Raw genomic sequence first — 25,874 nt, forward strand, 5'->3', positions numbered from 1 at the left:
GTCGAAATCGACGGCTTCCACACTTTCGCCAAAATGCACGTTGTGATTGGTGTGCGCGGCCCACTTCAGGTAATCCGCAAACTCAAGACGGGAGATTTGCGCAAACTGCGCATTGAGAAATGGCAGCAACCGACCGTGCTGATGCAGGTACGAGACAAACGAAAACGGATTGGTCGGCTCAGTCAGGGTGACCAGATCCTTGAACATCGAGACTTGCAGGCAGGCGTCCGGCAACATCATGCCGCTGTGCCAGGAAAACTCGGCTTTTTTCTCGAAGAAAATATTGCGGACTTCACGCCGTCCGTGCAGTTGCGCCGCGATACTGAGATTCGACGGCCCGCAGCCAATACCCACGCAATCGTAAATCTCGTTTTCCATGTCAGCATTCTCCATTGGCCCACTGCGTTATGCGTGTGGGAGCGTGCAACTGAAAAAGGGCGCGTCTGCACTTGCGGCATATAGCCGGAACGAACCGCACCTGTTTCTTTTTTCACAGCAATATCGCGCCCGGCTCGATAGAGCTGGCCGCACTTGTCGAGTGGCGAATGATTAAAGCGAAACGGCGTTCAGCCAGTGGTTTTCCAGCGCTCGCGCCCGATCATGCGGACGCGCCTCCCTGTTGTGGAAAGGCTGGAGAAGGGAACGGAAATATCGAAGAGAAGAAATCATTTGAAATACACACGTCCTTGTGTCGTTAGGTTGGATATGCATTTCCATAAATTGGATCCAATATGGTTCACGTTTTCCAAACCGTCAAATGCCATTCATCGCCGATCTAAAAATCAAATTCGACGCTCCCCGTGCAGACGCTTTGAATGGTGAGGAGTCTATGCAACGCAAAATTTCCCGGTATTCTCGATGCCCCGACTTCAAGGAGCCCAGTCATGAGTTCAATTCTCGAAAGCCTTCCAATGGGCCAAAAGGTAGGCATCGCCTTCTCCGGCGGCCTCGATACCAGCGCTGCGTTGCACTGGATGCGCATCAAGGGCGCCGTGCCCTATGCCTATACGGCGGACATCGGCCAGCCCGACGAGGACGACTACCAGTCGATTCCACGTCGCGCCAAGGAGTACGGTGCAGAAGACGCACGCCTGATCGACTGCCGTGCGCAGCTGGTGGCCGAAGGCATCGCCGCTCTGCAGAGCGGTGCGTTCCACGTTCAGACGGCGGGCGCCACTTACTTCAACACCACGCCTTTGGGGCGCGCCGTGACGGGCACCATGCTCGTTGCCGCCATGAAAGAGGACGGGGTCAACATCTGGGGCGACGGCAGTACCTACAAGGGTAACGACATCGAACGGTTCTACCGCTACGGCCTGCTGGTGAACCCGGAGCTGAAGATCTATAAACCCTGGCTTGACCAGCAGTTCATCGAGGAACTGGGCGGTCGCGCCGAGATGTCCGCGTTCATGCACCAGGCCGGATTCGCCTACAAGATGTCGGCGGAAAAGGCCTACTCGACCGACTCCAACCTTCTGGGCGCGACCCACGAAGCCAAAGACCTCGAGAATCTCGACAGCGGTATCCACATCGTCAACCCGATCATGGGTGTGGCGTTCTGGCGCGACGACGTGAAAATCGACAAGGAGCAGGTCTCGATCCGCTTTGAAGAAGGCCAGCCTGTCGCCCTCAACGGCAAGACCTTCGCCAACGCCGTCGAGCTGATGCTGGAAGCCAACCGTATCGGTGGCCGCCACGGTCTGGGCATGAGCGATCAGATCGAAAACCGCATCATCGAGGCCAAGAGCCGCGGCATCTATGAGGCCCCAGGCCTGGCCCTGCTGCACATTGCCTACGAGCGTCTGGTCACCGGTATCCATAACGAAGACACCATGGACCAGTTCCGCGACAACGGTCGCCGCCTGGGCAAGTTCCTGTATCAGGGTCGCTGGTTCGATCCGCAGGCCATCATGCTTCGCGAGTCCGCCCAGCGCTGGGTCGCACGCGCCATTACCGGTGAAGTGACGCTGGAACTGCGCCGTGGCAATGACTACTCGATCCTCAACACGACTTCGCCGAACCTGACCTATCACCCGGAACGTCTGTCGATGGAAAAAGTGGCCTCGATGTTCTCGCCACGGGACCGCATCGGTCAGCTGACCATGCGCAACCTCGACATCGCCGACACCTCCGACAAGCTGCGGATCTTCTCGCAGACCGGCCTGCTCTCGGCGGACAACGCGTCCGTGCTGGCAGACCTCAAGCGCAGCGAAGGCTGAACCGGCTGACCGCAGCCGTGTCCTGATAAGGACACGGCTGCGGCGTTCCGATCCCTTGCGGGAATACCTTTGACAGTCCTTCCGCCAAACCTGCCGGATCCGGACGTTATCGTGCATGGCGCGGCCTCCCGGTTTCACCCGAGCGTGGAGCGCATGCATTCATCGACTTGACGGGAAACGACAGGGGCTGCCGTTTAGAGCGGGGCATCCATCAGAAACGGGAGCGAGCAGGCTCGCCCCCGCTGGTTTCACTGACGATGAATCAGCCTTTTTCGTCGATCCCGGCTTGCAGGGCCTGACTGTCCAGGTGACCGCTCAGGGTCACCGGGCCGACCTTCAGGTTGCCGTTTTCAAGGGAAACCTTCGGTGCGTTTTCTTCGGACTTGTGCGGCAGATCCAGGCCAGCCTTCACGCCGTAGTCGCGGTTGCTCAGGTCGCTGCTGCTGACCTTCGAACCACCCAGATCGACCTTGCCTTCAATGGCGGAAATCCGCGCGCCGGTCAGTTGCGTAGCGCCGCCGATGGTGAGGTTCACACCCTGGCTGGCGCTGATGCCAGAAGCCTGCTTCACGCTGTCCTTGTGCGCGTATTCGCCTTCGGCTTTCAGTGTCGGCTTGTAGTCGGTGCCGGCCAATTTGCCTTTGTCGTCTGCGGGAGTTTTCTTGGCGGTCAGCCCCAGATCCACATCGACCTTGACGTGGGTGCTGGAGTCCTGACGGCTCTCGACTGACAGATCACCGGCCACGTTGCCGCTGACATTGCGCGCATCGATCCGCGCACCGCTCAGGCTCGCATCACCCGCGCTGTTCAGCACCACAGTGTCAGCCTTGAGCTGGCTGTTCTGCCGGGTGGTGTTTTGCAGGTAATCCACGCCCACCTTGGCCCCGGCATTGAAGCCGTGATCGCTGCTGACTTTTTCATCGGCGGCGGTCGGTGTGCTTTTGCTCAGATTGCCACCGGCGTTCAACGCAACGTTCCAGTTATTGCGGCTGTCGGTGGACTGCGCGGACTCCTGAACGAAACCGCCCTTCTGCGCGTCGATGCTGACGTTTGGCGCAGTGACCTGAGTGCCTTGCAGGCGCACCGAATCACCGCTCAGCGCAAGGCCGTTCTGGCTGTTGAGCTGACCACCGGTGAGGGTTTGCGTGTTCTCGTTGACCCGACCGATGTTGAAGTTGCCGCTGAGGTTGCCGCCCTGATCGAGGCTCTTCTCGCTGCTGCTCTTGCTGCCGCCCGCCTTCAGCCCACCGCCAAGATTGCTGCCGTTGGCGACGTGGGTGTCGGTGGCCGCTTGCAGGTCGAGTTTGCCGTCGGCCTTCAAGTCGATAGCGCCAGCGCTGTCGATCTTCGTGCCCTGCTGAACCTGATTGCCGCCGCTGCTCAGTTGCACTGGCCCGTTGCCACTGAGGCTGGCAACGTGGGCCTGGCTGTCGGTGGTCTTGTTGCCTTTGTGATCGAGCTGGAACCCGGCGCCGAGATCGACGTTGGTGCCGTCGGTGCCCGGCAAGGTGCCGACGGTCAATGAGCCGCTGCCCCGCAGGCTGGAGCTGTCGCTGCTCTGACGGTCATTGGCCTGATTCAGGGCCAGATCACCGCCGGTCCTGACGCTGACACCGCCCTGCCCGCCGTCGAAACGGCTGCCTTCGAACTGTGCGTCGCGACCAACATTGATGTTCACACCTTGGCTACCGGCATAACCGCCAACCACCGCCGTGGAGCTGTTCTTGCTCGACTGGCTGCTGCCGCCCGCGCCGCTGCCGGCCACGTTCACGTCTTCACCGGTCTTGGTGTAGACCCGCACATCGACCTTGGCATCCACCGAATTGTCGGTGCTGCTGCGGCTGTTGTTTGCGGCATCGGCCACCAGTTTGTCAGCGCTGATGTTCACCTTGCCAGCGCTGGCGTTGTACTGGGTGCCCTGATCATGCAGCGTGCCGCCGACCTTCACGTCCACGGTCTGGCCGTCGAACCGGCTGACCACGGCATTGCTGCTCTGCTCGGTCTTGTCAGCGCTCGCATGACCGACCGCCACGTCGATACCGACGTTCGGCTGACCGAGATTGGCCAGTGCGTCCTTGTCCGGGACCTTGCCGTCGAGCACTTCCTTCACCGCGCCGGCAATCGGTCGGGCGATGTCTTTGTACTCGACATTGGCACCGATGTCCGCCGACCAGTTGCTCTCCTTGTGGGTGCTGCTTTCGGTGTTGCTGGCGCCACGATTGTCGACTTCGCTGGCAGCGACGTTCAGACCGTTGCCGGACTTGAGCTGCGCGCCTTCGGTAGCGAGTTTGTCAGCGTTGATGTTCAGGCTGCCGCTGCTCCGCACACCGGTGGTTTGCGCGGTGGTTTTAGCGGTGGTGTCTTGCGAGGTGCTGTGCGAGAAGTCCACGCCGCTGCCCGCGCGATCCAGACCGCCGGTGTAGTAGAAACCACCACCGGTGCTGCGGGTCTCGGTCGAAGTGCCGTGGCTGTCCTGCTCGGCCAGCAGCGAGACGTTCTTGCCGCTCAGCATGGTGTCGCCGGCGGTGGACTTCACCTCGGCGCCCTTGAGCGTCACGTCACCGCCCGCCTTCACTTGCACGCTGCCGCCGCTGAGGCTGGAACCCTGCTGCGTGACGTCGTTGGCGGTGACGGTTTGCGCCTTGTCTTCGTAATGCACGCCGGCGCGATACTGCTCCGCCGTCTGCTCCTTGGCGTAAGCGTCGAAGCCACGGGTCTGGGTGCTGTTGCTGCTGTCGTGGGTGTTCTGCGTCGAATGCACATTCACATCACCCGCCGCATCCGCCGTCAGCGAACCACCGGCCTTGACCGTGGAGCCGGCGACTTCGATGTCCTTGGCGCTTTTCAGCTTGAGGTTGCTGTCGGACGCCAGCTCGCTGCGCACCGTGGTGCTGTCCTTGCTGTTCTGCCGGGACTCGTCCTTGGTGATGCCGAAGAACTTGCTGTCCTTGTCGTGGTTGTTGCTGTGCGAGGTGTCCTGCACGCCGTCGATGGTCAGCGATCCGTTGTCGCTGATCACGCTGGCGTCCTTGGCGCCACGCACCTGGCTGCCGCTGATGCGCACGTCGTCGGCCTTGACCAGCAGCTTGCCGGCGGCGTTGATCTTGCTGCCCTGATGTCGGGTCTGGCCCTTGTCGGCGTCGCCGGTCTTGCCGAAGAAACCGCCGCCGACCAGATCGCCGGAATAACGGTTGTCGCTGCTGCGATTGGTGCGGGTCGCGGTGGTGATTTCCACCTGTTTGCCGGCCAGTTGCAGATCGCCGGCGCTGTCGATTTCGGCGCCTTCGGAACGCAACAGTGCGGCGGTTTGCAGGGCGATGTTGCCGCCCTTCAGCTGGCTGGTGACGCTGCGCTGCTCTTCACTGCTGCTGTCCCAATCGGCTTTCCACAGGTGTTTGCGGTGCTTGCCCTGATCGGTCTGAGTGTGGCTTTCCGTGGCGGCGGTCAAACGCAGATCGCCGCCGCTTTGCACGCTGAGGTTGTTCTTCGCGTCGACCTTGGCGGCTTTCAGTTCGGTGTCTTTGCCGGACGACAATTGCGCGTCGCGGCTGGCAACGATCTGGCTGCCGTGCTGGCGTGAATCGCTGTCGGTCCGGGTGCGCTCGTAGGTTTCCCAGGTGATGCCGATGGTGCTGTTGTTCCAGTTTTCGCGCTGTTCCTGAAGCTTGCGGCTTTCAACGGTGCTCAGGGTCAGATTGCGCTTGGCATCGACCTTCACGTCGCGACCGCTGACGTCGGTGGCGGCCAACGTCAGGTCCTTGCCGCTGTGCAGGCCGACGTCGCCCTGGCTGCTGCGAATGCCGGCGCGGGTCACATCGAGGCTGTCCGGAATCGCCTGACCGCTGACGCTCAAGTCACCAGCCGAACGGATCTGCACGCCGTCACGCCCGGCGACTTGCACCGCGCCCACTTTCACGCCCGCGCCTTCGGCGGTGCTGACGATGTTGATGCGCCCGGCCTGCATCGCGCCGAACAGGCTGGCGTCGATCCGCTGATCGGTGGTGTTGCCTGCGGGGTCCACGGCTTTCACCTGGCCGCTGGCGTAGTCGACCTGATTGCGCCCGACGGTGAGGTTCAGTTGGTCCCGCGCAGTGATCGCACCCTGGCTGTCGATGCGCGGCGCGATCAGGTTGATCGAGCCTTCGCCATTGCCCAGGCCGCCGCTCTGGATCTGCAACTGACCGCTGGCGTCGCGGGTGCTCAGGGCTTGCAGTTTGCCGTCGTTTAGCTCGGGACGACCGACCACCAGATTGGCGTTCGGCGTGTTGATGAAGCTGCCGCCGTTCACCGAAATGCCGTTCGGGTTGGCGAGTACGTAGTCGGCGGCGCGCCCGAAGATTTCCTGGGCGCCGTTGATGGCCGACGGGTTACGGCTGATCACTTCGTTGAGGATCACGCTCGCCGCCTGGCCCTGCAATTGCGGGTTGGCCGCCAGTTGCCCGGCGAGCTGCGATTGCCCGGCCTGCAAGGCGTTGTTCAGCACCAGGCCCTGACGGTCGACGTTGTAGTCGAGGAACTGGTTGTGCGACAGGCCCGAGCCATTGGGCGCAACGATGTTGACGATGGGCACGCCGCCCTGGGTCTGCAACTGCGCGGTGCCGCCGGGGCCGGGTGCGACCACCACACCGCCGGCCATGGCGCCCGGCAGATGAGCGGCCAGGAACAGGCTGGCGATGGCCCAGCGCAGTTTGCCCCGTGGGGAAAGATGAAACGCAAAGGTGTTCATTGGCATAAGAAACTCTCCATGTAGTGCGGCATCACGTTGCGCGTTGAGTTACAGGCCACGGCTGTCGCGCTCAGATCCGATGGCTGTTGTTCACTGATGTTCATATCTGCAATCCGACCCGCATCAGCCAGGTTTCAGGCTCGCGGTGCAGGCCGGTCGGGGTGGTCAGACTGCGTTGGTAATCGACATCCACCTGCAGGTTTTTCCAGCCCAGGTTGAGGCCGATGCTGGCACCGCTCAGGCGTTGAACCGGCGCACCGTGATCGGCCTTGATCCAGCCGTGGTCGAGGCCTGCCCGCGGAGTGATCTGCAGCGGCAGATCGGTGCGCAGCGGCAGACGCAAGGTGTTGCGCCAGATCGCGCCGCTGGCGCCGGAGGCACTGCTGACCCGGTAACCGCGCACCGCGGAATCGTCAGTGCCGAGCAGTTGTTCGATGGCCGGCAGAGGATCGGGGCTGTATTGCACATTGAGCTGGCTCTGCCATTGCCAGGCTTGGGTGCCGAACTGACCGTTGCGCCACTGGCTGAGGCCGGCGCGGTATTTGCGAAACTGTGCCTTGGGCAGGTTCCTGACCTGATGATCGGCATCGTCGTCGGCGCCGAGCCAGCGCAGACCCTGGGCGTAATTGAAGTCGAGGTTCCACACCGCCCGGTCGAGCCAGAACAGATTGAGACCGGCCTCGGCCACGGTCAGGGTCGGGCTCTGAATGCCCAGGCGGACGTTTTCCAGATAACTGTCGACATCCTTGTGCGCCAGTTGCAGGTTGGCGCTGAGCTGATGGCTCTGGTCACGCCACAACACGCGGTCGGCGCGCAGGCTGAGTTGATCGGTGATGCCGGTGCTGTACAGGGTCGAGCCGGGCAGTTTGAACGGCGAACGATATTCGGCATGACTGGCGAAGGTGCTGAACGTCCAGTAGCCGTAGGGAATTGCGTAATAGAGGCTGGCGTTGCGGTTGTAGCGGTCGCCCCGGTTGAGGGTGTCGCTGGCGCTCAGGCTCAACAGATCGTTGAGTTCCAGCGGGCTATCCAGGCTCAAGGTGAACGTGTTGCGATCCCGCCCGGTGCTGGCGCTGCCGAGGTTGTCGAAACCGGCGCCGAGGGCCCAGCGCGATTGCCCGGAAGTGCGTGAACGCAAGATGATTTTTGACGCGCCGGGCTGGCTGCCGGGAGCGATGTCCGCTGTCAGATCGAGGGAGCGCAGACGGTTCAACTGATCCAGCCCCTGCTCCAGATCCCGCAGGTTAAGCGGCTTGCCGAGCATGCCCGGGAACGCGCCGCCGAGGGACACCGGCAGGCTCTGGTCGGCCAGTTCGATGGACTCGATATAGCCTTCGTCGATCAGGATATCCAGCGACTGCCCCGCTGCCGGCGCGCTGCTCAGGTACGGGCGACTGGCGATGTAACCCTTCTCCACGTAGAGCGCGGTGATGGTCGCCAGCAGATGGTTGATCTGGCCAACGCCCATGCACGGCGCCAGCAGCGGTTTGATGCGGGCGTTGAGCTTGTCTTTATCGATCAGCGTGACGCCGCCGATGCGCGTGCCGCTCAAAGGCCAGCAGCGTTCATCGGGTTTGACCGATTCGGGAATGGCCGGGGTGGCAGGCGTCGGGCCGAACGCGCCGCGCTCCAGTTGGCGCTTGCGTTGTTCAAGTTGCAGTTGTTGCAAGTCGCGCTGTTGCTGTTGCTGCTGGCGCAGCACTTCCTGGCCTGGATTCGACGGTTCGGCAGCAAAAACGCTGGGTGCACACACACTCAACAACAAAGCAGACAACAGCGGACGAGGCAGATAACTACAGCGAGAAACAGCGCGAATCGAATACGGCACTCAACTTCCTTGCAATCAAATGGCTTAATGCCATCCCATCAATTGCAGTGATAGTCAGAGGCTTCCCACACAAATGCAAGATTCTTCCTACATTGCTTACATTTCTTAAACAAATGCGTTTTTAGCACGCATCGCCAGCGATAATGCCAGCAAGTTGCAGACCATCAGGGTTTCCCCGAGGGCCTGGGACCAGGCTGCCAACATCAATCCCGCACCGATCAGCAGGTAATAAAACAGCCCGAGCAATGCGCCGGCGGTGCCCAAACGATCCGGGTAATTGCGCAAGGCTGCGCCCAGAATATTCGGAATCGCCATGCCGAACGCCAGTACCACAAGCAGCATCGGCAGCACGAACCAGACGTGCGCTTCCAACAGCCATACGCCGATGCCGCCGAGCAAACCGGTGAACGCCGCCAGGCGAATCAACCGTAACGGGCTGCAACCGGATTGCAGCAGACGTTTGTTGAACCATGCTCCAAACCCTGAGGCCAGCGCGAGCATCACGCCGCTGTAGCCGAACCACTCGCCGCCCAGGCCGAGACGTTCGAACAGAAACGGCCCGAGGCTGTAATAGCTGAACAACGCGACGTTGAACGATGCAATCCACAGGGCCGAACGCCAGATGCCGGGATCGCGAAGCATATCGGCGAGGGTTGCAAACAGACTGACAGGAACCTCATGCGGCGGACGGGTTTCCGGCAAGGTGCGCCAACTCCAGATCCACAAGATCGAAGCCAGCAGCAACAGTGCAGCGAGCACGCCGCGATAGCCGAAGCCTTGTACCAGGCTCGCCCCACTGAACAGGCCGATAGCGGGACTGGCCGCCAGCGCCATGCCCACCAGCGAAAACACACGGGCCAGTTCCGTCCCGCTAAAGCGGTCGCGCAGCAACGTCTGGGTCACGACCGAACCGGCGGCAGCGCCGAAGGCCGCCAATGCCTGAGCCATCAACAAACCGTTGAAACCGCGAACGCACAAACCCAGTACACAGGCCATTGCATATATCGCCAGACCGGCGAGCATCGAGGGCCGCCGACCGATCCGGTCACACACGCGGCCCCAGGTCACCACGCCAAACGCGAAGGCCAGAAAATACACGGACAAGGTCTGCGCTGCGGCTTGCGGACCCACATCGAACGCCCGGCCGATATCCCCCAGCGCCGGGCTGAATAGGGTCTGGGCGATCTGCGGGAACATCAGCAGCGCAATCGCCAACATCAAAAACGTTCTATGGCTCATCACCCTGACTCCTCAACAAAAGCGCCGAGGAGTTTAAAAAGCCGTGACTGGCGTATTATCCAAACCCCGCCAATTTATCGCTGAAATCGGACAACCCATGGCCTGGCTCGAAGCTCACGACCGTTTTGACCCGGATCACTTCCCGGCGCCGGTGATCGGCATTGCCTCCACCCTCGGCGATCACGACTCGGGGTTACATCGGCATCAGCGCGGGCAACTGCTCTACACCCGTCGGGGCTGCACACGCATCACCTTGGCCGAGCAACTGTGCCTGCTGCCACCGTCGCGGGCGGCGTGGATTCCCGGTGGCGTCACGCATCGGGCGGTCATGCAGCAAAGCGTCGACTATCGCTCTATCTACCTGACGCCCGAGTTGTGCCGCGACCTGCCGCAACAAGTTTGCGTGATCGAGGTCAGCCCGCTGCTTCGTGCCGTACTGGAGCCGATAGCGATTGCTGATTTCGATACCGATTGGCAGCAGGGCAAATTCGTCCATCTGCTGGGACTGTGCCAGAGTGAAATCCGTGAGGCGGCGCAGCAACCGATGCTGTTGCCATTGCCTCAAGACAAGCGTCTCGCCACCCTGCGTGCGCGGCCCGAACAATTGCCGCCGGAGCTGCAAGTGCTGGAACAACAGATCGGCGCCAGCAGCCGCACCATCGGCCGTATCTTCCGGCGCGAAACCGGCATGAGCTATCAGCAATGGCGCCAGCAATGGCGATTGATGCGCGCCATGGAACTGCTCGCCATCGGGCGCAACCTTGGCTATTGCGCGTTTGAACTGGGTTTTGCCAGCGACAGCGCGTTCATCGCGTTCTTCAAATCCATGACCGGCAGCACGCCCGGCACCTGGCTCAGATAAGCAACTGACGACCGGCGATAAAAATCAATTGCCACAAAATATTACTCACGTCATATTACAGTCGTAATAACAGCCTTTTTTGCAGGTATTACGCCATGACCAGCATGCCCACCGTTGAACCCGACCTCGCCGTTCCGGTCAGCGCCCCCCGACCTCCCCTGCTCAAACGCCTGCTGTTGCCCACTGCGGGCCTGGCTGCGCTGGTGTTTGCCGGGCTGTATGCCGCGCACTGGTGGGGCACCGGGCGTTTTCTCGAAGAAACCGACGATGCCTACATTGGCGCCGACGTGACGGTGATCGGGCCGAAAGTCGCCGGTTACATCGAAGAGGTGCTGGTCAGCGACAACCAGCCAGTGAAGGCCGGCGACGTGCTGATCCGCCTCGACGCCCGGGACTACCGCGCCAATCTGGCCAAGGCCGAGGGCGCGGTTGCCGCCGAGGAAGCGCTGCTGGCCAACCTCGACGCCACCGAACAACTGCAACAAGCGGTGATCGGTCAGGCCCGCGCCGGCATCGATGCCGCCGGTGCCGAAACCGCCCGCTCCCGGGATGACAATGCGCGTTATAAACGTCTGGTCACCACCAACGCCGTCTCGGTCGAAGCCGCACAACGGGCCGACGCCACCTTCAAGACCGCGCAAGCCTTGAGCGCCAAGGCCCAGGCCGAGCTGTTGGCCGCGCAACGCCAACTCTCGGTGATCGAAACCCAAAAACAACAGGCCCGTGCCGCCCTCCAGCAAGCCCGGGCCGAGCGTGATCTGGCGCAACTCAACCTCGGTTACACCGAGCTGCGCGCCCCGGTCGACGGCGTGATCGGCAACCGCCGCGCGCGGGTCGGTGCCTATGCCCAGGCGGGTTCGCAGCAACTGTCGGTGGTGCCGGCCAACGGTCTGTGGGTCGATGCCAATTTCAAGGAAGACCAACTGGCGCGAATGAAGCCCGGCCAACGTGTGAGCATCCATGCGGACGTGTTGTCCGGCCAGGAATTCCACGGTCGCCTCGACAGCCTCGCCCCGGCCACCGGTTCGCAGTTCAGCGTGCTGCCGCCGGAAAACGCCACCGGCAACTTCACCAAGATCGTCCAGCGTGTACCGGTGCGCATCTTGCTCGACCCCGCCGACAGCGTGCTCGGTCACCTGCGTCCGGGGCTGTCGGTGACCGCTGAAGTCGACACCCGCGCCCAGCCTGAGACCACCGCCGTGGCCAGCGCGCCATGAGTCGCGCCCTCGCCGTCCCTGCGCAGCCGTTCAATGCCGCCGACATGGCGACGGCGACCAAAGTGTTCGCCTTCGCCACGATGTGCATCGGCATGTTCATCGCGTTGCTGGACATCCAGATCGTCTCGGCCTCGCTGCGCGATATCGGCGGCGGACTGTCCGCCGGCACCGATGAAACGGCGTGGGTGCAGACCAGTTACCTGATCGCCGAAATCATCGTGATCCCGCTGTCGGGCTGGCTGTCGCGGGTGTTCTCGACCCGTTGGCTGTTCTGCGCTTCGGCCATCGGTTTCACCCTTGCCAGCCTGTTGTGCGGCATCGCCTGGAATATCCAGAGCATGATCGCCTTTCGCGCGCTGCAAGGTTTCCTCGGCGGTTCGATGATTCCGCTGGTGTTCACCACTGCGTTCTTTTTCTTCACCGGTAAACAGCGGGTGATTGCTGCCGCGACCATCGGCGCCGTGGCGTCGCTGGCCCCGACGCTGGGCCCGGTGATCGGCGGCTGGATCACCGATGTTTCGTCCTGGCACTGGCTGTTCTACATCAACCTGCTGCCGGGAATTTTCGTTGCCGTAGCCGTGCCGATGCTGGTGAAGATCGACCAGCCGGAACTGTCGCTGCTCAAGGGCGCGGACTACCCAAGCATGGTGTTGCTGGCGCTGTTTCTCGGTTGCCTGGAATACACCCTCGAAGAAGGCCCCCGCTGGAACTGGTTCAGCGACCAGACCATCCTCACCACCGCGTGGATCAGCACCCTGGCCGGTGTAGCGTTCATTGGCCGCACGCTGCACGTGGCCAATCCGATCGTCGACCTGCGCGCCCTCAAGGATCGCAATTTCGCGCTCGGCTGCTTCTTTTCCTTCGTCACGGGGATCGGCCTGTTCGCGACGATTTACCTGACGCCGCTGTTTCTTGGCCGGGTGCGTGGCTACGGCGCGCTGGACATTGGTCTGGCAGTTTTCTCCACCGGGGTGTTCCAGATCATGGCGATTCCGCTGTACGCCTTTCTCGCCAACCGCCTCGACCTGCGCTGGATCATGATGGCGGGCCTGGCGTTGTTCGCCCTGTCGATGTGGGAATTCAGTCCGATCACCCACGATTGGGGTGCCGGGCAATTACTGTTGCCGCAAGCCCTGCGCGGGATTGCCCAGCAACTGGCCGTGCCGCCCGCCGTGACGCTGACCCTCGGCGGGCTGGCGCCAGCGCGGTTGAAGCACGCCTCGGGCCTGTTCAACCTGATGCGCAACCTGGGCGGTGCGATCGGGATCGCCGCGTGCGCGACCATTCTCAACGACCGCACCAACCTGCACTTCACGCGGTTGGCGGAGCATCTGAACAGCAGCAACGAAGCGTTGAACCAGTGGCTGGCCCAGGTCGGCGGCAACTTCGCCGCACTGGGTCAGAGCGGTGACGTGGGCATCACCGCCGGTCTGCATCAGTTATGGCTGCTGACTTACCGTGAGGCGCAAACGCAGACCTATGGCGACACCTTCCTGATGATCATGGTGTGCTTCGTGATCGCCACGGCGATGGTGCCCTTGATGCGCAAGGTGCAACCACCGGCTGCGCCGAGTGCCGATGCACATTGATCGATCAGGCCTGCGGGGTTTTACGAAAGCCCACGGCCAGACGGTTCCAGCTGTTGATGGTGCTGATGGCCACGGTCAGGTCGACCATTTCCTTGGGCGAGAAGTGCGCGGCGACCGCTTCGTAATCTTCGTCCGGGGCATGGGTCAGGCTCACTTGGGTCAGGGACTCGGTCCATAGCAGCGCGGCGCGTTCACGGTCGGTGAAGAACGGCGCTTCACGCCAGGCCGTCACGGCGAACAGACGGCGCGGGGTTTCGCCGCCCTTGATCGCGTCGGCGGTGTGCATGTCGATGCAGAACGCGCAGCCGTTGATCTGCGAAGCGCGCAGTTTGACCAGTTCGATCAGGGGCTTTTCCAGCGGCAGTTTCGAGACGGCGGTTTCCAGGGCGATCATCGCTTTCAGGGCATCGGGGGACGCGGTGTAGAAATCGACACGAGGTTTCATGGTGGCTCTCCGGGGCAAGTGAATGTGTGGCTACGTTAGTCCCGGGACCGCGCCGGACAAATAGCCAATCTCCCGGAAGACGGGTAGGCCACTGCTTTCTAGCGCCAGAAAAGAAAGTGCAGAGGGGCGATTGCCAGCGCTTGTTCGGTGCCACTAGAATGCGATCCATTCTTAATTGCACTCCAATTGCAGCCAGGCATCGGATGCCCGCAACGAGTATCTGCCGCTCATGTCGTCTTTCGATCCGCCATTGAATCAGCAAGTCCAGACGCTCTACAGCGAACACAACGGCTGGCTGCAAGGCTGGCTGCAGCGCAAGCTGGGCAATCGCTGCGATGCGGCCGATCTGGCCCACGATACATTCTTGCGTCTGCTCAACCGCCAGGTACCCAAGCCTCTTGGCAGCGAACCCCGGGCGCTGCTGACGCACATCGCCAAAGGTCTGGTGATCGACCGCTGGCGACGTCAGGACCTCGAACGCGCCTATCTGGAAACCATCGCCAACCTGCCGCCCGCCGAAGTGCCGTCGGCAGAAACCCGCTATCTGATCCTGGAAACCCTGTGGCGCATCGAGGCCTTGTTGCGTGAACTGCCGGCGCAGACCCGCGACACTTTCCTGCTGTCGCAGATCGAAGGCCTGACCTACGCGCAGATCGCCACACGCCTGAAGGTTTCGCTGATTACCGTGAAACGCCACATGCGCGCCGCGTTCCTTGCCTGCCTGAGTGTCGCCTGATGAGTTCGTCGATGATCAATCCGCAGATTCTCGGTGAAGCCGCCGACTGGCTGGTGCAGTTGCATTCAGGCACCGCCTCGCCATCCGATCATCAGGCCATTGCCCAATGGCGCAGCCGCAGCGCCGAACACGCCATGGCCTGGCAACGGGCCGAAGCCCTGCTGGGGGACTTGCGCAGTGTGCCGGCCAACGTCGCCATCCAGACCCTGCAACGAGCTTCACGCAAGGAAGGCCTGAGCCGTCGCCAGACCCTCATCCGCCTCGGCCTGCTGTTGATGGCCGGGCCGTTGGGCATCGCCTCGCAACACGTTCCGTGGCAACAGTGGACCGCCGACCAGCGCACCGCTGTCGGCGAGCAAAAAAACCTGCAACTGCCGGACGGTTCGCAACTGTTGCTCAACACCGACAGCGCCGTGGACATCGCTTTCAGTCCGCTTGAACGTCGGGTGCTGTTGCTCGAGGGCGAGGTGCTGATCAACACCGCCAGCGATGCCGCCGCCCGCCCGTTCATCGTCGAAACGCCACAAGGTCTGGCCCGTGCATCGGGCACACGTTTTTGCGTGCGCACCGAAGGTTCGCGCAGCCTGGTGTCGGTGCTCGAAGGCCAGGTGCAGATCACTCCGCAACTGCTCCAGCAACACGCGGTCCTCAAGGCCGGCGAACGTCAGCGCTTCAAGCTGAGCGGTTTCGACACCGCCGAAACCTTCGACACCGCAAGCCTGGCCTGGGACAAGGGCATGCTGCTGGCCAGCAACATGCGTCTGGACGAATTGCTCGGCGAACTGAGCCGTTATCGTCGCGGCGCCCTGCGCTGTCATCCGGACGTTGCGGCGATGCGCGTGTCCGGTGCGTTTTCCCTGCGCGACACCGACGCCAGCCTGCGCTTGCTCAGCGACACCCTGCCGCTGACCATCAACAGCCTGACCCGCTACTGGTTGTCGGTGGAGCCCCGCGTCTGAACCCGACAAAAAAATTTCAATGTTCACTGATACCTTTTCGCGTCTCGTTCGGTGAGTGGATAGACCTCAATTTCCACGCGCTCGACAGGATCGCCGAATGACCGCATTGCCCACGCCCCGCCCCGCTCTTTTTCCGTTCAAGGCCCTGAGTCTTGCGCTGGCTTTCGGCTCACTGGTGCCGACTCTCGGTCACGCCGCCGACAGCGTCAGCGAAAGCACCAGCCAAAGCGTCAACATCGGCCCCGGCCTGCTGAGCCACGTACTGGCGCAGTTTGCAGTGAGCGTCGGCGTGCCGTTGTCGTTCGATCCGGCGCAACTGGGCAATCGCCAGAGCCCGGGCCTGCAAGGCAATTACACCGCGCAAAGCGGTTTTGCCCGGTTGCTGGAAGGCAGCGGTTTCGAACTGATCAGCACTGGCGACAACGGTTACACCGTGACGCCGAAAGCCGCGGCGGACGGCGCGCTGGAGCTGGGCGCCACCACCATCAGCGCCCAGCACGACAGCAACGATGACACTTACGGCGGCGAACAGGTCGCCCGCCGCGCGCAGGTCGGCATGCTCGGCAATCAGGCGGTCAACGACCTGCCGTTCAGCGTCACCAGCTATACCGCCAGGACCATGGCCGACCAGCAGGCGCAAACCATTGGCGATGTGTTGCTCAACGATGCCTCGGTGCGCCAGTCCAACGGCTTCGGCAACTTCTCGCAGATGTTCATGATCCGCGGTCTGCCGCTGGCTTCCGATGACATTTCCTATAACGGACTGTACGGCGTGTTGCCCCGACAGATCATCGCCGTCGAAGCGCTGGATCGGGTCGAACTGTTCAAGGGCCCGAATGCGTTCGTCAATGGCGTGACCCCGAGCGGCAGCGGCATCGGTGGCGGGATCAACCTGCAACCCAAACGTGCCATGGACACCCCGACCCGCAGCGTCACCCTCGACTACAGTGCCGACGGTCGGGTCGGCACACATCTGGATCTCGGCCAGCGCTTTGGCGAGGACAACCGCTTCGGCGCTCGGGTCAATCTGATGCAGCGCGAAGGCGACACCGCTGTCGATGACGAAGACCAGCGTTCGTCGCTGTTCAGCGTCGGCCTGGACTATCGCGGCGAACGCCTGCGGGTCTCCACCGATTTCGGCTATCAGAAGCAGGTCATCAATCAGGGCCGCTCGGTGATTTACGTCGACTCAAGCCTGACGAAAGCTCCCAAGGTGCCGCACGCCAATGCCAGCTACGCCCAGAGCTGGAGCTACTCGCAGCTTGAAGACACCTTCGGCATGGCCCGCGCCGAGTACGACCTCAACGACAACTGGACGGCCTACGTGTCCGGCGGCGCCAAGCACACCCGGGAGAATGGCGTTTACTCGTCGCTGACCGTCACCGAGTTCAATGGCAACGCCCGCGGCGGCATGCTCTATTCACCCCATGACGAGGACAACCAAAGCGCGATGGCCGGCCTCAACGGCCATTTCGATACCGGCCCCGTCAGCCATCAGTTGAACCTCGGTTGGGCGGGCATCCGGGGCGAGCAACGCTCGGCGTTCGAAACCATCGGCAGCGCCTCGCGCTACAGCACCAACCTGTACAACGTCACCGACAAACCGCGCCCGCCTGCCACCTCGTTCGCCGGTGACATCAACGATCCACGTGTGGTCGGCAAAAACACCCTGCGCAGCGAAGCGATTTCCGACACCCTGGGTTTCCTCGACGACCGCATCCTGCTGACCCTCGGTGTGCGCCGCCAGCAAATGAAAGTCGATGGCTGGGCCACGGCCACCGGCGCCCGCACATCGAGCTATGACGAGTCGATCACCACCCCGGTCTACGGCCTGGTGATCAAACCGTGGGAACACGTGTCGTTCTACGCCAACCGCATCGAAGGCCTGGCCAAGGGCCCGACGCCACCGACCAGCGCCATCAACCGCGACGAAACCTTCGCCCCGGTGCGCAGCAAACAGATCGAGGCCGGCGTGCGCCTGGACATGGGCAGCTACGGCGCCAGTCTCGGCGTTTACCGCATCGAGCAACCGTCGAGCTACACCCAGGACGGGATTTTCCGGGTCGACGGCCAGCAGACCAACAAAGGCGTCGAACTCAACGTCTACGGCGAACCGGTCGACGGCCTGCGGCTGCTCAGCGGCGCGACCGTGATGAAGACCGAACTCGACGGCAGCAGCAACGGCGTCAACGACGGCAACCGCGCCATCGGTGTCCCGCGCTTCCAGTTCAATATCGGCGCCGACTGGGACATTCCGGGCCTGGAAGGCGCAGCCCTCAGCGCCCGCATGTTACGCACTGGCGGCCAGTACCTGAACGCGGCCAACACCCAGAGCATCCCGGCGTGGAACCGCTTCGACCTGGGTTCGCGCTATGCCTTCCGGCTGGATGAGAAACAGATCACCCTGCGGGCCAATCTGGAAAACGTCGCCAACGAAGCCTATTGGGCATCGGCCAATGGCGGCTACCTGACCCAGGGCGCGCCGCGCACGCTGAAAGTTTCGGCGACCGTGGACTTCTGAGTACCACTGGTCACTTGACCGGCACCAAGCCGTGCGCGCTTCGGACCAACTTCAGGTAAATCCCATTTCTGGAGAAACATCATGAACACGCGCACCTTGACCTCGTTCCTGCTGGCCGGCCTGTTGGCCACGGCATCCGCCACCAGTTTTGCCGCCAATGACAGCACCGGCGCATCGGGCACCCAGCCCGGCGCCAACAGCGGCACGAGCATGCCGCCGGACAACACCACTACCCGACCTAACGACGGCCCTTCCGACGGGATGAAATCAGGTACCGGAACCAATGGCGGCGCCAGCGGCTCCGGCTCGGGCGCCGGGGGTGGGACCGGCGCGGCGGGCGGCGGAACAGGTGGATCCGGCGCAGGCACCGGCAGTTGAACGAACAAGAGCAGGCCATGGTGAACGCAGCATGGCCTGTGTCTGAAGCCTTTTTCGATCAGCGATCCGAACGCAGCAATTCGCCGACACCGACGTCCATCGACAACACCGCCGCTCGATTGCGACCGGCGTTCTTGGCCTGATACAGCGCCGCATCGGCGCGCTGGATGAACAGCTCCGGGCTGTCGTTACCCAGCGGAATGAAGGAATAGCAGCCCAGGCTCACCGTGAGATAACCGGAGGGCGAGCCGCTGTGGGTGATGTGTTTGTCCATGACGCTGCGGCGGATCTGCCCGGCAATCGCCAGCGCTCCGTTGATGTCGGTGTCCGGCAACAGCACCGCGAACTCCTCGCCGCCGTAGCGCACGGCCAGATCGGACTTGCGCTGGCAGCAGTTCCTCACCACCTGGGCGACTTGCGTCAGACAGTGGTCGCCGGCCACATGGCCGTAGGCATCGTTGTAGCGTTTGAAGAAGTCGATATCGAGCATGATCAGGCTGACCGGGCTCGACTGCCGTGCACCACGGGCAAACTCGGTCTCCAGCGAGCGCTCGAACAGACGCCGGTTGGCCAGCCCGGTGAGACTGTCGTGGGTGGCGATCTGCTCAAGCGCGCGCTGGGCCTTGATCAGATTCTTCTCGATCCGCTCGCCGTCGCGCACCTGATGGATGAACACCCAGCCGAACAGCCCTACGCCGAGCATCACCAGCGCCACGATCACGCTGGATTGAAAGGCTCGGTCATGCCAGCCCGCAAGAATCGTGTCCCGCGATGTAGAAGCAGAAACCACCAGCGGATACGCGGCCAGTTGCCGATAACCGTACAGCCGCGTGACCCCGTCCACCACCGAATCGATCATCGCCGTGCCGGCAGAAGCGTTGGGCAGCAGCGTCTGATAGATCTCGCCCTTGGCCAGCGAGCTGCCGATCAACGCCTCGTCGAAGGGCCGCCGGGCCAGCAGCGTGCCGTCGGTCAGGCCAAGGAACATGGTGCCGTTGTCGTCGAGGCTGAAGCTTTTGAAGAATTGATCGAAGTACGACATCTTGATGCCGGCCAGCAGCACGCCCTGGAAATTGCCGGCGCGGTCGTTGACCCGTTTCGAGATCGGGATGATCCACTCACCGTTCTCGCGACTACGGATCGCCGGGCCGATGTGCGCCACGGATGAAACGTTCTGCTGGTGATATTTGAAGTACTCGCGATCAGCCACACCGTTGCCACGCGGCAGATCCGGGAACGAGGTGATGACCCACTGCCCTTCGCGATCGAACAGAAACATGCCGTGCAACTGTTCCAGCTGCTGCACCCGGCGCGCGAAGGTTCTTTGCAGTCGCGGCCTCTGCGCCGCGCCATAGCCGTCCTCCTGAATCCAGTCGACCAGGCTGGTCATCACCAGATCGGCAGCCAGAAAGGTGTCTTCGGCCTGCTGCGCCATCGCCCGTGTCAGGTTGGCCGAAGCCATCTGCGCATTCGCCAGATCCTGGCGGCGCGACTGTTCGATTTGCAAATACAGCAAGCCGGACAGACACAGGCATACACCAACGATGAACAGCGCCGCCGCCTTGCGCAGCGGTAAACGCTTGAGTGTGCCGCCGGGGGCCTGATGCGGATCGTGAATGGGGATAGGCAAAAGCGTGTCCTGGGCAGGTACGACAGGGGCAAAGGCCCGAAACCCTTGTTTTTTGTGAGCGTAGCCCACCGGATAGTGCGGGGCAACCAAGTGCCACCGGGACCATCCCGCCCCCGTAGATATCGGCGCGCAGTGGAAATGGATGACCTGCGCGGCGATTTATATTTCAGAGTTCGTCATGTTCTCAGTGCGCCAATGACGGTTGGGTGGCAACCGAGACGGTGAAGATCACGACAAAAAGCACAACGAGTACCCAGAAAATCACCAGGAGTGTCAGCATTACGACCTTCAGACTTTTGTAAAGCCAGCACAGCCAATGGCCTTCGGATTTAGCTTGTGAGCGGCTTCTGAGTAAGCCTTTCAAATAAAAACCGAGGATGGCCAATAATGCGCCATCAACGAAAAGCGCAGGCAGACCGGCTTCGGGGAAAATGCTTCCCCACCGATAGAATGACGACCGGCTCAGGAACACCACATAGCAAGTAAGGCTGCCGTAGGGGATGGCTCTCCACCATTTACCGGTCAGCGCTCCGACCATCAGGCACATCATCACCATGAACGGATTCAGGAGGATATGGATCATCCAATCCAGTACGTTGGGGAAGTAGTCCGGAGAATTAATGCTGCGCCAAATGTGTTCAAACATTGTTCAGTTACTTGCTTTCTATGGGGTCAGTACCGCTTCCATGCCACTGAACGGTATCGGCGTATCGCCGGATGACATAAGTCCTGTCGTGTAAACAAAACAGGCGCCTGAAAAGGCGCCTGTTTTGATGAGCAACAACCGATTGCGTTAGCGCGACGGCGGTACCCGGATATCCCCCGACCGGCACTGGGTCTTCACACCCTTGCCGCACGCACCGAATTGCAGGTCCTTGCCCATGCACACGCGCACTTCCGAGAGTTCCGGGCCGCTGCAGATCACGGCGATGCCGTCGGCCGGGATGCCGGGATTGTTCTTGCGGAACAGGTCGGCGATTTCCTGCGCCTGGAAGTAGTAGGAGCTGCTGAACGGTTGCAGCTCTTCCGGGATTTTCACCGCCGCCACGGCTTTGTCCGCTTCATCGAAATAGCCCATCGCCCCGAGGCCGCTGCAGGTGCCGTGTTTGCTCCATTCGTGATCGAGCAGTTTCTTTGTCGGAAACAGCGTCAGACCTTTCTGCGTTTCGGCGGCCGAGAGCGTGGTCACTGGCGGGCAGGATTCCGGCCAGCCGCCCTTGGCGTATTGCGGCCACAGGCCATGCAGGACAAAACCGTAACCCTTGCCGGTGCACTGCGGATCGTCCTTGTGGGTGAGGCAGAACGTCGGCGACCAGGACAGCGTCAGCAGGTAGTAATCGAAGACCCCCGCCACCGACTCCGTCGGTGCCTTGCTGGCGTGTGACTGGCGCGCCGAACTCAGGCCGATGCTACCGACCATCAGCGCAATCAGCGCCATAATTGTAAAAAGCTTTTTCATCTTCCCGTTCCTTGGAACGCTTGCGTCCATGGTTTTTGTGGTCTGACCGTCAAGTGGTCAGGGACTGATTGAGTCATGCCAGTGTTGCAGGCGCATGACGCAAGGCAAAACCTGCATTACTTTGAAAGGACTACCATGCTGTTGAATTCACCACAGGGAACCGACATGAGTAAAGCAGACGAACTCGCCGCGAAACTCAAACAGACACGGCACACCCATGCTGACGAAATCACCTGCGCCGAACTGGAAATCGATTGCTGGCCGGCACAGGTCTACGCCCTGTATCACCGGATCGAAGGCTGGTTGCAACCGGTGATCGAGGTGGGCCTGAAGATTCGGCGAAATCCTACCCATGTCTGCGAAAGTTCACCGGATGGCGAAACCCACGACTACGCCATCGATCAATTGGTCATCGAAGCCAATCACCATAGCCTGACGTTCGACCCCATCGCCCGCTTCACCGAAGACGGCGCCGGGCGTGTGCAGATCAACCTGCCGGGCAAGGCAACATCGCTGCTGCGCACCGTCGATGAACACGGCGAGAGTCACTGGTGGTTGCAGACCCTCGAGACCGGGCAACAACTGGACGCCATTGCGTTGACTGAAAACAACCTGCTGCTGGTGGTCCAGGAAGGACTCGGGCTGTAGGACGCGTCACTGTCGTCGTGTTGAGCAATAGTCGACGATCACCCGGGAGACCGTTTCGATCATCTGCGGATCGGCGTGGCTCGCCGTAAACAGTCGAAATTCAGCATCCGGCAACACCGGCAAACCCACCTCCACACCCAGTGCCGCCAGCCCTTGCCCCAACTGGCTGGCGGCCATCGGTGCCACCGCGAACCCGGCCAGCGCAGCCGCACGCAAACCAGCACTGCTGGTGCAGAGCATCGCGGTGCGCTGGGCGATACCGGCCTGCGCCAGGCGGGTCAGCGCGGCTTCGCGATACGGGCAAGGTTCGGGGAACAGCGCCAGCGGCAACGGCGTCGGCAATCGGGTGACCGGTTGCGCCGACCAGGCCCACACCAGCGGTTCCTGCCACAGCAACAACCCCGGCTCCCGGGTCTCGCACAGCGAGCCGATCACCAGTTCCAGATCCCCCTGTTTCATCTGGTTCAACAACGTACCGGGAATATTCACCTGCACATCGATCTGCATGCCCGGATGTTGCGCCGCGCATTCCTGCAGCGCCCGCAACAGCCGAGGCTCGACAAAATCCTCCGACACGCCGATCCGCACCCGCCCATGAAACGGCGTGCGCGTGAGCTGTGCCCAGGCGTCGCGATTCAACGCCAGAATCGTGCGGGCATGGGCGATGAGCCGTTCGCCATCCGCCGTCAATTGCTGGGAGCGGGTGGTGCGCTTGAGCAGCGGCTTGCCGATCTGCTCTTCCAGCCGTCGCAGATGACCGCTGACCGCCGATTGGGTCAGGTGCAGTTTTTCGGCGGCACGGCTGAAACCGTCCTCGTCGACGACGGTGACAAAAGTCTTCAACAACAGAACATCGAACATAGTTTGATATGTGATCAATCAGCGATTTATTTACGATTTATAGTTAGAAGCCAGCTATGTTGCAATGCCTCGCCTTCCCTACCCGAACGTCGAGGCCCACCGTGACCACGCTCCTGCACATTGAATGCTCTCCCCGTAAACAGCGCTCCGCATCCATGGAAGTGGCGCGCAGCTTCATCGAACGCTATCGACAAAATCATCCGCAGACCCAGGTCCGCACGCTCGATCTCTGGAACCTGCAACTGCCGGAATTCGACGCCGAGGCGATGAACGCCAAATACGCGGGCCTGAGCGGTACGCCACTGACGCCATCGCAACAGTCGGCCTGGCAGACCCTCGAAAACCTCGCCGCCCACCTGCACCGGGCCGATGTGCTGGTGTTTTCGGTGCCGCTGTGGAATTTCAGCATCCCCTACAAGCTCAAGCACTTCATCGACCTGGTGTCGCAGAAAGACATTCTCTTCAGCTTCGATCCGGAGCGTGGATTACAGGGTTTGCTGAAGGGCAAACAAGCCGTGGTGGCATATGCGCGGGGAATGGATTTTTCGGCGCAGTCGATCACGCCTGCCGAGCGCTTCGATTTCCAGAAGCCCTACGTGGAGGCATGGCTGGGGTTTATCGGCGTCAGCGATGTGCACGCGCTGATCGTCGAGAAAACTATCTTCGGTGAAGAGGTGGATCGCGATTCACGGTTCGCCGCATCGCAACAGGCAAGGGACCTGGCGGACAACCTCGGTCGCCGAACCTGACGCAACTGTAATCCGCGCCTCAGCCAACTGAAAGCTGCCGCTGGTTAGCCTCCCCGTCATTGGTCAAACGGGGATTTCCAGCGCATGCTTTCCAACACCTCAAGACGCACCTTCGTCAAAGGCCTGGCCGCCGGCGGTCTGCTCGGCGGCCTCGGCCTGTGGCGCACGCCGGTGTGGGCACTCAACAGCCCCGGTCAACTCAACGAACTGAACGGCACCGATTTCGAGCTGTTCATCGGCGAAACCCCGGTCAACTTCACCGGCCAGCCGCGCACCGCGATGACCATCAACGGCGGCGTCCCCGGTCCCCTGCTGCGCTGGCGCGAAGGCGACACCGTAACCCTGCGGGTGCGCAACCGGCTCAAGGCCGACACCTCGATCCACTGGCACGGGATTCTGCTGCCGGCCAACATGGACGGTGTGCCGGGCCTGAGCTTCAAGGGCATCGAGCCCGGTGGCGTGTACGTCTATCAATTCAAGGTTCGCCAGCACGGCACCTACTGGTATCACAGCCATTCCGGGTTGCAGGAACAGGCCGGCGTCTACGGGCCGCTGGTGATCGACGCCCGGGAGCCGGAGCCGTTCCAGTACGACCGCGAGCATGTGGTGATGCTCAGCGACTGGACCGACGAAGACCCGGCCAGCCTGATGAAGACCCTGAAAAAGCAGTCCGACTATTACAACTACCACAAGCGCACCATCGGCGATTTCATTCATGACGTCGGCGAAAAAGGCTGGGGCGCCACCGTCGCTGATCGCACGATGTGGGCGCAGATGAAGATGAATCCCACGGACATCGCCGATGTCAGCGGCGCCACGTACACCTTCCTCATGAACGGCCACGCACCCGACGGCAACTGGACGGGGCTGTTCCGACCGGGCGAAAAACTGCGTCTGCGGCTGATCAACGGCTCGGCCATGACCTACTTCGACGTGCGCATCCCCGGCTTGAAAATGACCGTGGTCGCCGCCGATGGCCTGCACGTCAAACCGGTGACCGTCGATGAACTGCGCATCGCCGTGGCGGAAACCTATGACGTGATCGTCGAGCCCGCCGCCGACGCCTACACCCTGTTCGCTCAGGCTATGGACCGCACCGGTTACGCCCGAGGCACCCTCGCCGCCCGCGCCGGTTTGTCGGCCCCGGTGCCCGCGCCGGACCCGCGCCCGCTGGTGACCATGGACGACATGGGCATGGGCGGCATGGACCATGGCTCGATGGACATGAGCGATATGAGTGGCATGGACCACGCCAGCATGAACATGGGCCCGATGCAGTCGCACCCCGACAGCGAAAAGGACAACCCGCTGGTGGACATGCAAGCCATGACCACCGCGCCGAAACTCGACGACCCCGGCCTCGGCCTGCGCAACAACGGTCGCCGCGTGCTGACCTACACCGATCTGCGCAGCACCTTCGAAGATCCCGACGGCCGCGACCCGGGCCGCACCATCGAGCTGCACCTCACCGGCCACATGGAGAAATTCGCCTGGTCGTTCAACGGCATCAAGTTCTCCGACGCCGAGCCGCTGCGCCTGAAATACGGCGAGCGCATACGGCTGGTGCTGGTCAACGACACGATGATGACCCACCCCATTCACCTGCACGGCATGTGGAGCGATCTGGAAGACGAAAACGGCAACTTCCAGGTACGCAAACACACCATCGACATGCCGCCCGGCACCCGCCGCACTTACCGCGTCACCGCCGATGCGCTGGGCCGTTGGGCCTATCACTGTCATCTGCTTTATCACATGGAAATGGGCATGTTCCGTGAAGTGCGGGTGGAAGAATGAGGGCGCCAATC

Annotated in this window: 20 protein-coding genes; 11 read left to right on the top strand and 9 right to left on the bottom strand. The window is 62.0% G+C overall.

What is annotated here, in order from left to right; all coding sequences use genetic code 11:
- Positions 1 to 378: SidA/IucD/PvdA family monooxygenase (locus ACK6BI_RS26675; RefSeq protein ID WP_409319461.1), on the bottom strand; the 378-nt coding region annotated here is incomplete at its 3' end.
- A gap of 506 nt (positions 379 to 884) precedes the next feature.
- Between ACK6BI_RS26675 and argG the strand changes: the two genes are divergently transcribed.
- Positions 885 to 2,219 (top strand): argininosuccinate synthase, encoded by a 1,335-nt coding sequence (argG, locus tag ACK6BI_RS26680; RefSeq protein WP_409319462.1) that lies wholly within the window; start codon positions 885 to 887, stop codon positions 2,217 to 2,219.
- Positions 2,220 to 2,481: 262 nt separating this feature from the next.
- On the opposite strand, the gene ACK6BI_RS26685 is transcribed toward argG, so the two are convergent.
- The 3 genes from ACK6BI_RS26685 to ACK6BI_RS26695 form a co-directional block, all read right to left on the bottom strand.
- Positions 2,482 to 6,951, bottom strand: a complete 4,470-nt coding sequence (locus ACK6BI_RS26685; RefSeq protein ID WP_409319463.1) for a hemagglutinin repeat-containing protein — start codon at positions 6,949 to 6,951, stop codon at positions 2,482 to 2,484.
- A gap of 94 nt (positions 6,952 to 7,045) precedes the next feature.
- Entirely contained in the window at positions 7,046 to 8,773 is a 1,728-nt protein-coding gene (locus ACK6BI_RS26690; protein WP_409319464.1) for a ShlB/FhaC/HecB family hemolysin secretion/activation protein, read from the bottom strand.
- A 105-nt stretch (positions 8,774 to 8,878) separates the two neighbouring features.
- Positions 8,879 to 10,012, bottom strand: a complete 1,134-nt coding sequence (locus ACK6BI_RS26695) for an MFS transporter (protein ID WP_409319465.1) — start codon at positions 10,010 to 10,012, stop codon at positions 8,879 to 8,881.
- 97 nt (positions 10,013 to 10,109) lie between these two features.
- Between ACK6BI_RS26695 and ACK6BI_RS26700 the strand changes: the two genes are divergently transcribed.
- From ACK6BI_RS26700 to ACK6BI_RS26710, 3 genes are all read left to right on the top strand, one after another.
- The gene (locus tag ACK6BI_RS26700) at positions 10,110 to 10,874 is read left to right on the top strand and encodes an AraC family transcriptional regulator (RefSeq protein ID WP_409319466.1); all 765 of its coding nucleotides are present in this window, start codon (positions 10,110 to 10,112) and stop codon (positions 10,872 to 10,874) included.
- Between the two features lie 95 nt (positions 10,875 to 10,969).
- On the top strand, positions 10,970 to 12,091 hold the full coding sequence (locus ACK6BI_RS26705) for an HlyD family secretion protein (protein WP_409319467.1): 1,122 nt from the start codon (positions 10,970 to 10,972) through the stop codon (positions 12,089 to 12,091).
- Positions 12,088 to 13,680 carry a DHA2 family efflux MFS transporter permease subunit gene (locus tag ACK6BI_RS26710; protein WP_409319468.1) on the top strand — a complete coding sequence of 531 codons (1,593 nt, stop codon included), beginning with the start codon at positions 12,088 to 12,090 and terminating at the stop codon, positions 13,678 to 13,680. The genes ACK6BI_RS26705 and ACK6BI_RS26710 overlap by 4 nt, the downstream gene beginning before the upstream one ends.
- 4 nt (positions 13,681 to 13,684) lie before the next feature.
- Here the strand turns inward: ACK6BI_RS26710 and ACK6BI_RS26715 are convergent, their stop codons facing one another.
- Positions 13,685 to 14,125, bottom strand: coding sequence for a carboxymuconolactone decarboxylase family protein (locus ACK6BI_RS26715; protein WP_065259422.1), 441 nt, complete (start codon positions 14,123 to 14,125; stop codon positions 13,685 to 13,687).
- Positions 14,126 to 14,354: 229 nt separating this feature from the next.
- On the opposite strand from ACK6BI_RS26715, the gene ACK6BI_RS26720 reads away from it, so the two are divergent.
- The 4 genes from ACK6BI_RS26720 (at position 14,355) to ACK6BI_RS26735 (ending at position 18,719) form a co-directional block, all read left to right on the top strand.
- Positions 14,355 to 14,861, top strand: coding sequence for a sigma-70 family RNA polymerase sigma factor (locus ACK6BI_RS26720; protein WP_409319469.1), 507 nt, complete (start codon positions 14,355 to 14,357; stop codon positions 14,859 to 14,861).
- Positions 14,861 to 15,820, top strand: a complete 960-nt coding sequence (locus ACK6BI_RS26725) for a FecR domain-containing protein (RefSeq protein ID WP_409319470.1) — start codon at positions 14,861 to 14,863, stop codon at positions 15,818 to 15,820. The genes ACK6BI_RS26720 and ACK6BI_RS26725 overlap by 1 nt, the downstream gene beginning before the upstream one ends.
- A 97-nt stretch (positions 15,821 to 15,917) precedes the next feature.
- On the top strand, positions 15,918 to 18,341 hold the full coding sequence (locus ACK6BI_RS26730) for a TonB-dependent siderophore receptor (protein WP_409319471.1): 2,424 nt from the start codon (positions 15,918 to 15,920) through the stop codon (positions 18,339 to 18,341).
- An 81-nt stretch (positions 18,342 to 18,422) separates the two neighbouring features.
- Positions 18,423 to 18,719, top strand: a complete 297-nt coding sequence (locus ACK6BI_RS26735; RefSeq protein ID WP_409319472.1) for a hypothetical protein — start codon at positions 18,423 to 18,425, stop codon at positions 18,717 to 18,719.
- Positions 18,720 to 18,777: 58 nt separating this feature from the next.
- On the opposite strand, the gene ACK6BI_RS26740 is transcribed toward ACK6BI_RS26735, so the two are convergent.
- From ACK6BI_RS26740 to ACK6BI_RS26750, 3 genes are all read right to left on the bottom strand, one after another.
- Positions 18,778 to 20,349, bottom strand: coding sequence for a diguanylate cyclase (locus tag ACK6BI_RS26740; protein WP_409319473.1), 1,572 nt, complete (start codon positions 20,347 to 20,349; stop codon positions 18,778 to 18,780).
- A gap of 184 nt (positions 20,350 to 20,533) precedes the next feature.
- Positions 20,534 to 20,995 carry a hypothetical protein gene (locus ACK6BI_RS26745; RefSeq protein ID WP_409319474.1) on the bottom strand — a complete coding sequence of 154 codons (462 nt, stop codon included), beginning with the start codon at positions 20,993 to 20,995 and terminating at the stop codon, positions 20,534 to 20,536.
- A 147-nt stretch (positions 20,996 to 21,142) separates the two neighbouring features.
- Complete coding sequence (locus ACK6BI_RS26750) at positions 21,143 to 21,808, bottom strand: ribonuclease T2 (protein ID WP_409319475.1); 666 nt, start codon at positions 21,806 to 21,808, stop codon at positions 21,143 to 21,145.
- A gap of 165 nt (positions 21,809 to 21,973) precedes the next feature.
- Here ACK6BI_RS26750 and ACK6BI_RS26755 point away from each other — a divergent pair, with 165 nt between their 5' ends.
- Positions 21,974 to 22,456, top strand: coding sequence for a hypothetical protein (locus ACK6BI_RS26755; RefSeq protein WP_409319476.1), 483 nt, complete (start codon positions 21,974 to 21,976; stop codon positions 22,454 to 22,456).
- Between the two features lie 6 nt (positions 22,457 to 22,462).
- Here the strand turns inward: ACK6BI_RS26755 and ACK6BI_RS26760 are convergent, their stop codons facing one another.
- On the bottom strand, positions 22,463 to 23,317 hold the full coding sequence (locus tag ACK6BI_RS26760; protein ID WP_409319477.1) for a LysR family transcriptional regulator: 855 nt from the start codon (positions 23,315 to 23,317) through the stop codon (positions 22,463 to 22,465).
- 101 nt (positions 23,318 to 23,418) lie between these two features.
- Between ACK6BI_RS26760 and ACK6BI_RS26765 the strand changes: the two genes are divergently transcribed.
- Positions 23,419 to 24,066: an FMN-dependent NADH-azoreductase gene (locus ACK6BI_RS26765; RefSeq protein WP_409319478.1), complete on the top strand. Its 648-nt coding sequence runs from the start codon at positions 23,419 to 23,421 to the stop codon at positions 24,064 to 24,066.
- A gap of 84 nt (positions 24,067 to 24,150) precedes the next feature.
- Positions 24,151 to 25,863, top strand: a complete 1,713-nt coding sequence (locus ACK6BI_RS26770) for a copper resistance system multicopper oxidase (protein WP_409319479.1) — start codon at positions 24,151 to 24,153, stop codon at positions 25,861 to 25,863.
- The last annotated feature ends 11 nt before the right edge of the window (positions 25,864 to 25,874 follow it).

It is taken from the genome of Pseudomonas sp. KCJK9016, from assembly GCF_046231795.1.
Classification (GTDB): Bacteria; Pseudomonadota; Gammaproteobacteria; order Pseudomonadales; family Pseudomonadaceae; genus Aquipseudomonas; species Aquipseudomonas bananamidigenes.